At 67.8% G+C, this 5719-nt stretch carries 7 protein-coding genes and 1 pseudogene; 6 read left to right on the top strand and 2 right to left on the bottom strand.

Features of this window, described 5'->3' with window-relative positions:
- From AC1D2K_RS28640 to AC1D2K_RS28625, 4 genes are all read left to right on the top strand, one after another.
- A partial coding sequence (locus AC1D2K_RS28640) for a thioesterase family protein (protein WP_478093026.1) occupies positions 1–351 on the top strand: 351 nt, incomplete at its 5' end.
- 98 nt (positions 352–449) lie between these two features.
- Complete coding sequence (locus AC1D2K_RS28635) at positions 450–1355, top strand: SDR family NAD(P)-dependent oxidoreductase (protein WP_478093025.1); 906 nt, start codon at positions 450–452, stop codon at positions 1353–1355.
- Positions 1356–1547: 192 nt separating this feature from the next.
- The gene (locus AC1D2K_RS28630) at positions 1548–2450 is read left to right on the top strand and encodes a LysR family transcriptional regulator (RefSeq protein WP_478093023.1); all 903 of its coding nucleotides are present in this window, start codon (positions 1548–1550) and stop codon (positions 2448–2450) included.
- A 6-nt stretch (positions 2451–2456) separates the two neighbouring features.
- A complete protein-coding gene (locus AC1D2K_RS28625) occupies positions 2457–3350 on the top strand; it encodes a LysR family transcriptional regulator (protein WP_478093022.1) in 894 nt (297 codons plus the stop codon).
- A 366-nt stretch (positions 3351–3716) separates the two neighbouring features.
- Here the strand turns inward: AC1D2K_RS28625 and AC1D2K_RS28620 are convergent.
- Together AC1D2K_RS28620 and AC1D2K_RS28615 are read right to left on the bottom strand one after the other, a co-directional pair.
- Positions 3717–4334 (bottom strand): annotated as a pseudogene (locus tag AC1D2K_RS28620) (NrsF family protein).
- Positions 4335–4360: 26 nt separating this feature from the next.
- A complete protein-coding gene (locus AC1D2K_RS28615) occupies positions 4361–5023 on the bottom strand; it encodes a sigma-70 family RNA polymerase sigma factor (protein ID WP_478093019.1) in 663 nt (220 codons plus the stop codon).
- A 134-nt stretch (positions 5024–5157) separates the two neighbouring features.
- Between AC1D2K_RS28615 and AC1D2K_RS28610 the strand changes: the two genes are divergently transcribed.
- Positions 5158–5475 (top strand): BufA1 family periplasmic bufferin-type metallophore, encoded by a 318-nt coding sequence (locus AC1D2K_RS28610; protein ID WP_478093017.1) that lies wholly within the window; start codon positions 5158–5160, stop codon positions 5473–5475.
- Positions 5475–5719, top strand: a 245-nt coding sequence (locus tag AC1D2K_RS28605; protein ID WP_478093014.1) for a multinuclear nonheme iron-dependent oxidase, incomplete at its 3' end; no start/stop codon positions are given. The genes AC1D2K_RS28610 and AC1D2K_RS28605, both read left to right, overlap by 1 nt.

Below are 5719 nucleotides of genomic sequence, written 5' to 3'. Positions count from 1 at the left end.
CTCGTCGCCCAGGGCGATATCTCGCAGCCGGGCCCGGGCGCGGCCTGGTTCCGGCTCGCGGTGCCGCTGGTGGCCGGCGTGCCGAACTCGCCGGCGATGCGCGCCGCCGCCGCGTCCGACTTCGGCAACGGGGTCAGCTGGTTGCTGCCGGTCGAACGCTACATGTTTTCCAATGCCGACCTGAGCCTGCACCTGCATCGCCAGCCGGTGGGCGATTGGATCGGCCTCGCCGCGGAAACACAGGCGCATGGCAGCGGTGCCGGCACCACGCTGTCGCGGCTCTACGACGAGCAGGGCCCGATCGGCGTCGCCGTCCAGACGCTGGTCTTGCGCGATCGCGACGCCGCGTAGGTCTCCCGAAGCCCCCCTTCGCAATGCTGGAACACGGGCGGCGACGCCCGTGGCATCCTCTGTCGGCGATTTCCGCAGGCAGCTCGAGGAGAGATTCCATGGTCGAAGGCAAAGTGGTTCTGGTCACCGGCGCGGGGGGCGGCATCGGCCGCGACATCGCGCTTGCCATGGCGGCCCACGGCGCGCGCGTGGTGGTCAACGACATCGGTGCCGCGCTCGACGGCGCCGGCCACAGCGCCGGGCCGGCCCAGCAGGTGGTCGACGAAATCCATGCCCTGGGCGGCGGGGCCGTGCCCAACGCCGACAGCGTGGCCGATGCCGCCGGTGCGGCGCGCATGGTCCAGTGCGCGGTCGACAACTTCGGCCGCATTGACGCCGTGGTCAACAACGCCGGCATCCTGCGCGACCGCTTCTTCCACAAGATGTCGGTCGACGAATGGGACGCGGTGATCAAGGTTCACCTCTACGGCAGCTACTACGTCAGCCGTGCCGCCGCGGTCTTCTTCAAGGAACAGGCCTCGGGCGCGATGGTGCACATGACCTCGACCTCGGGGCTGATCGGCAACTTCGGCCAGGCCAACTATGCGGCCGCCAAGCTCGGCATCACGGCGCTGTCGAAGTCGATCGCGCTCGACATGCTCAAGTTCAACGTGCGCTCCAACTGCATCGCGCCGTTTGCCTGGAGCCGCATGATCGGCGCCATCCCGACCGACACGGAAGAGCAGCGGGTGCGCGTCGCCAAGATCCAGCAGATGACGCCTTCGAAGATCGCGCCGCTGGCGGTCTACCTCGCCAGCGATGCGGCGCACGAGGTCAACGGCCAGATCTTCTCGGTGCGCAACAACGAGATCTCGCTGATCAGCCAGCCGCGCCCGGTGCGCTCGATCCACCGCTCCGAAGGCTGGACGCCGCAGACCATCGCCGAGCACGCCATGCCGGCGATGCGCGCCAGCTTCTACCCGCTCGACCGCTCGGCCGACGTCTTCAGCTGGGACCCGGTCTGACGAGCCCCCACGCTCCCTCACTTCGTGTGTCGCTGCCCCCCGAGGGGGCCGCAGGCCGCCTTGGGGCGGCCCGGCGCCGGCCTGATCTGACGAGCCCCCACGCTCCCTCACTTCGTGTGTCGCTGCCCCCCGAGGGGGCCGCAGGCCGCCTGCCGGCCTGATGCGGGTTGGTTTTAGCGGGACAATCCGCGCGTGAATCTTCATTTCGACCTGTTCGACCTCAAGCTCTTCGCCTATGTGGCGGAGGCGCGCAGCCTGACGCGCGGCGCCGACAAGGCCTGCATCTCGCTCGCGGCCGCCTCCACCCGCATCAAGCAGATGGAGGAAGCCATCGGCGGCAAGCTGCTGCACCGCACCGCGCAGGGCGTGAACATGACCGCGGCCGGCGAGGCCCTGCTCTACCACGCCAAGCGCGTGATGCAGCAGATGGAGCACCTGCGCATCGACATGCAGGACTTCGGCAAGGGCATCAAGGGCCATGTGCGGGTGTTCGCCAACACCACCTCGATCACCGAATACCTGCCCGAGAAGCTGGCCGGCTTCCTCACGCAGCATCCGGCGGTGCAGGTCGACCTGCGCGAATACCTGAGCGAAGAGATCGTGCGTTCGGTGGCCGACGGCGGCGCCGACATCGGCATCCTGGCCGGCGACGTTCACACCGGCGACTTCGACGCCCGGCCCTTCGGCCGCAACCAGCTGGTGCTGGTGGTGCCGACGGCGCATCGCTTCGCCGAGACGTCCGCGATGGCCTTCGTCGACACGCTCGAGGAGCAGCACGTGGGCCTGCACCACGCCAGCGCGATCCACCGCTTCCTGCTGCGCAAGGCCGAGCTCGCCGGCCGCGGCTACAGCCCGCGGATCCAGGTCGGCAGCTTCGAGGCCATCTGTCTCATGATCGAGGCCGGGGTCGGCGTCGGCGTGCTGYCGGCCTCGTCGGCGCGCCGCCTATCGCGCGCGCTGCGCATCACGACCGTGCCRCTCACGGATGCCTGGGCCGAGCGCGAGCTCAAGATCGTCGCCCGCAGCCGCGAGCAGCTGCCGGCCTCCGCGCGTGAACTCTTCGACTACCTCGCGCAGCCACCCGAAGCGCCCTGACACTGCATGTCCGCCGACCCGAAATCGCTGCGCCTGTTCGTGGCCGTGGCCGACCACGGCAGCATCAGCGAGGGCGCCAAGCGCTGTCACATCGCGCTGGCGGCCGCCAGCAAGCGGATTTCCGACCTCGAGTCGCGGGCCCGGCTGCCGCTGCTGGTGCGCCACGCGCGCGGCGTCACGCTCACCTCGGCGGGCCACGGACTGCTGCTGCATGCGCGCGCCGTGCTGTCGGCCATGGACCGGCTCGGTGCCGAACTCGACGATTTCCAGAACGGCGTGGCGAGCGTGGTCAGCATCACGGCCAACGCGTCGGCCATCGCCCAGTTCCTGCCGGCCCAGATCGGCTCCTTCCTGCGGCTGCACCCGGTGCTCAAGATCGACCTGCAGGAACGCGCCAGCACCGAGGTGGTCAAGGCCGTGCTGGGCGGCCTGGCCGACATCGGAGTGATCGAGGGCCACACGCCGGCCGAGGGCCTCGAATGCCTGCCCTACCGCAGCGACGAACTGGCCGTGGTGGTGGCGCGCGACCATCCGCTGGCCCGGCGCCGGCGCATCGGCGTGGACGAGGTGCTGCGCCACGACCATATCGTGGTGCGCGAAGGCACGGCGCTGCACCGCGTGCTGCTGAGCGCCGCGCTCGAGGCGCAGGTGCCGCTCAAGGTCCGCATGCAGGTCGGCAGCTTCGACATGGTGTGCCGCATGGTCGAGCAAGGCGTCGGCATCGGCGTGCTGCCCTTCGCGGCGATCCTGCCCCAGCTGCAGATCCTGCGGCTGCGCTGCCTGCGGCTCGATGCCCCCTGGGCGGTGCGCCGGCACCTGCTGTGCGTGCGGCGCGAGCAGGACCTGACCGCCGCGGCGCGCTCGGTGCTGGAGCACCTTCGAACCCCGGACCCGGCCTGACTGGCTCCCACGCTCCCCACTTCGTGGGGTTCGCTGCCCCCGGGGAAGGCAGCAGTCCGCCCGTCCGTGYGAAGTGTGGGGAGCGGCAGTTGCGGGTTGTGGATCGCCAGTGACATCAAGAACCTCGGCAATCACTGCGACTGCCGCTCGAGGCGGTCATTCCTGCAGTTGCTGCGCTTTTCCCACTCGCCGGTTGAAGTTGCCAAGATGCGCTTGCAGACGAACGCCCGCATTCGAGTGAATCGAACAGCCGGGTTGGGCCCGATCTCCGCCCGCTGCAGCTTCTTCTCAGCGCCCTCCAGCATCAAGCGAAGCTCGCCACCCTCGTCATAAATGACCCCGAGCCAGCGACTTCTTGACACCGGCTCAACGACCAGCGGCGGCCAGCTGGGGAGCGAGCAAGCGGCCCAGAGCGACGATGAGTGCTGCCGTGCCCAGATTCCAGATCAGGATCATCATGGTCGCGTCCAGGCTGTGGAAAATCGACATCGCCGTCGCACAGATCGCGGCCACGGCGAGGCCCCCTGTCAGCGAGACCGTGCTGACCGACAGCAGCGCCCCGTGGCGCAGCATGGCGAACATGGCCAGTGACAGCGGCAGGCTGGTCATCAGCACCGTGGCGAAGCATCGTGCCGTCTCGCCGAGCTGGACGCCATCGGGGCCGACGCTGACCCAATTCACCAGGCAACCGTACCCGAGGGTGCTCATCCACACGATCAGCGCAGGCACCGGCAGCAGCGCTCAGCCACGCGTCCGGTCAGGCAGATTCAGCATGAACGAGGCGACGGCCGCCAGCACACCGGTCAGCAGGGAGGCGGCCGTCCCGACGATGAAATCAACCTGCTTCAGTCGCTCAGCCAAGTCGGGGCGTACACCGTGGCCCACGGCCAACAACCCGAAGATCAGCGCCGGAAGCAGCAGCCACAGCGCCGCCCGTAGCACAGGCGGCCGAAGGCGGCGCACCGGCCGCGCATCAGCCACCATTGCGTCAATGAGATCGTTCGTCTTGATCATGATCCGGCAGGCCCATTGAACAGCTTGCGCAGGTTCTTGATGCGGCGGTAAGTTGCCACCTTCAAGGCAGCAACCGACATTCCGCTGACCGTGGCGGCCTCGCGCAGCGACATCTCCTGCAATTTCATCAACTTGATGGCGTCGCGTTGCCCTGGCGGCAAGCGCTCGACCGCGTCGTGCACTGCCGCAAAGTCCACACCCTCTCCAAAGTAGTTCGCTTCGGCGGCCGCCAAGGTTTCGTGTTCTGGTGCCAGCGACGTCTCGTGCTGTGCCGCGCGGCCTTGGCGACGGAGCCGATCGACGATGCGCCGGTGCGCGATCGCCACCAGCCAGGGGCCGAAGGGGCGGCTCGGATCGTAGGTATGGCGAATGGAATGCACGGTGAGCAGGACATCTTGCACCGTGTCCTCGATGTCGCTGCGATCGCGGTGCGCTTTTGCTGCCAGTGAACGCAGGTACGGCGTGATCTCGTCGAGCAGGCGTCGATAGGCCTCTTGTTCACCCACTTGGGCACGCGCCATCAGAATGGCCCAGTCGAACTCGCGCCCCGGGACGGACCCCTCGGGCGCGCGTTCTCCCTGGACATCGGTCGCCTCGGTCGACGATGCGGCGCGGCCGACGATTTTCAATGCGTGAATTCGATCGAGGTTGCTCTTCACACAGCGCACGATAGCTCGCAACGCGGCACGCCGACGCAACTATTTTTCTTGCGCGGTGCGTAACCTTTCACCGCGCTGTGGCGAACTATTGATTGTCGGTCTCAATGGGAGACCGCTACGCGAAAGGTCGAACCATGAGTCGTCAATTGTTCGCAGGTTCCGTTCTGTCTACCGCACTCGGACTTGTGTTGGCCGCATCAGGGATGTCGGCGCAGGCGCAAGGCACGGACATGAGCAAGATGCCGCAAGTCGTCAAGGACAACATGGCGCGCATGCAAAGCAACAAGCTGGAGAAGTGCTACGGCATCAACGCCATCGCCAAGAACGACTGCGCCGAGGGCGCGCACTCCTGTGCCGGTCAGTCCACGCAGGCGCGTGACCCCAAGTCCTTCGTGCTGCTGCCGGCCGGTGACTGCAGCAAGATCCAGGGCGGAAGCATGAAGGCGAGTTGATTGCCGTGGCCGCAGTGGGTGACGCACGCAGCGCGGTGCCGGTCGCCGCGGGGATCGGGCTGCGCTTCCAACACCACGAGGCGGTGCTCGATACACGGCCCGCAGTCGCATGGCTGGAGGCGCATACCGAGAACTACATGGGCGGCGGCTCCTCCATCCGCACACTCGCGGCAATCCGGCGCGACTATCCTGTTTCCCTGCACGGTGTGGGTCTGTCCCTGGGGAGCGCAGAGGGGCTGGACGC

This window comes from Variovorax sp. P1_H12_2 (genome assembly GCF_056405335.1).
The sequence above is the reverse complement of the archived record's forward strand: the minus strand, read 5'-3'. Positions and strand labels throughout refer to the sequence as shown.

Coding starts and splice junctions, on each gene's coding strand:
- AC1D2K_RS28625 (WP_478093022.1), top strand. CDS start 2,457: ATGTCCGCCGACCCGAAATCGCTGCGCCTGTTCGTGGCCGTGGCCGAC.
- AC1D2K_RS28635 (WP_478093025.1), top strand. CDS start 450: ATGGTCGAAGGCAAAGTGGTTCTGGTCACCGGCGCGGGGGGCGGCATC.
- AC1D2K_RS28610 (WP_478093017.1), top strand. CDS start 5,158: ATGAGTCGTCAATTGTTCGCAGGTTCCGTTCTGTCTACCGCACTCGGA.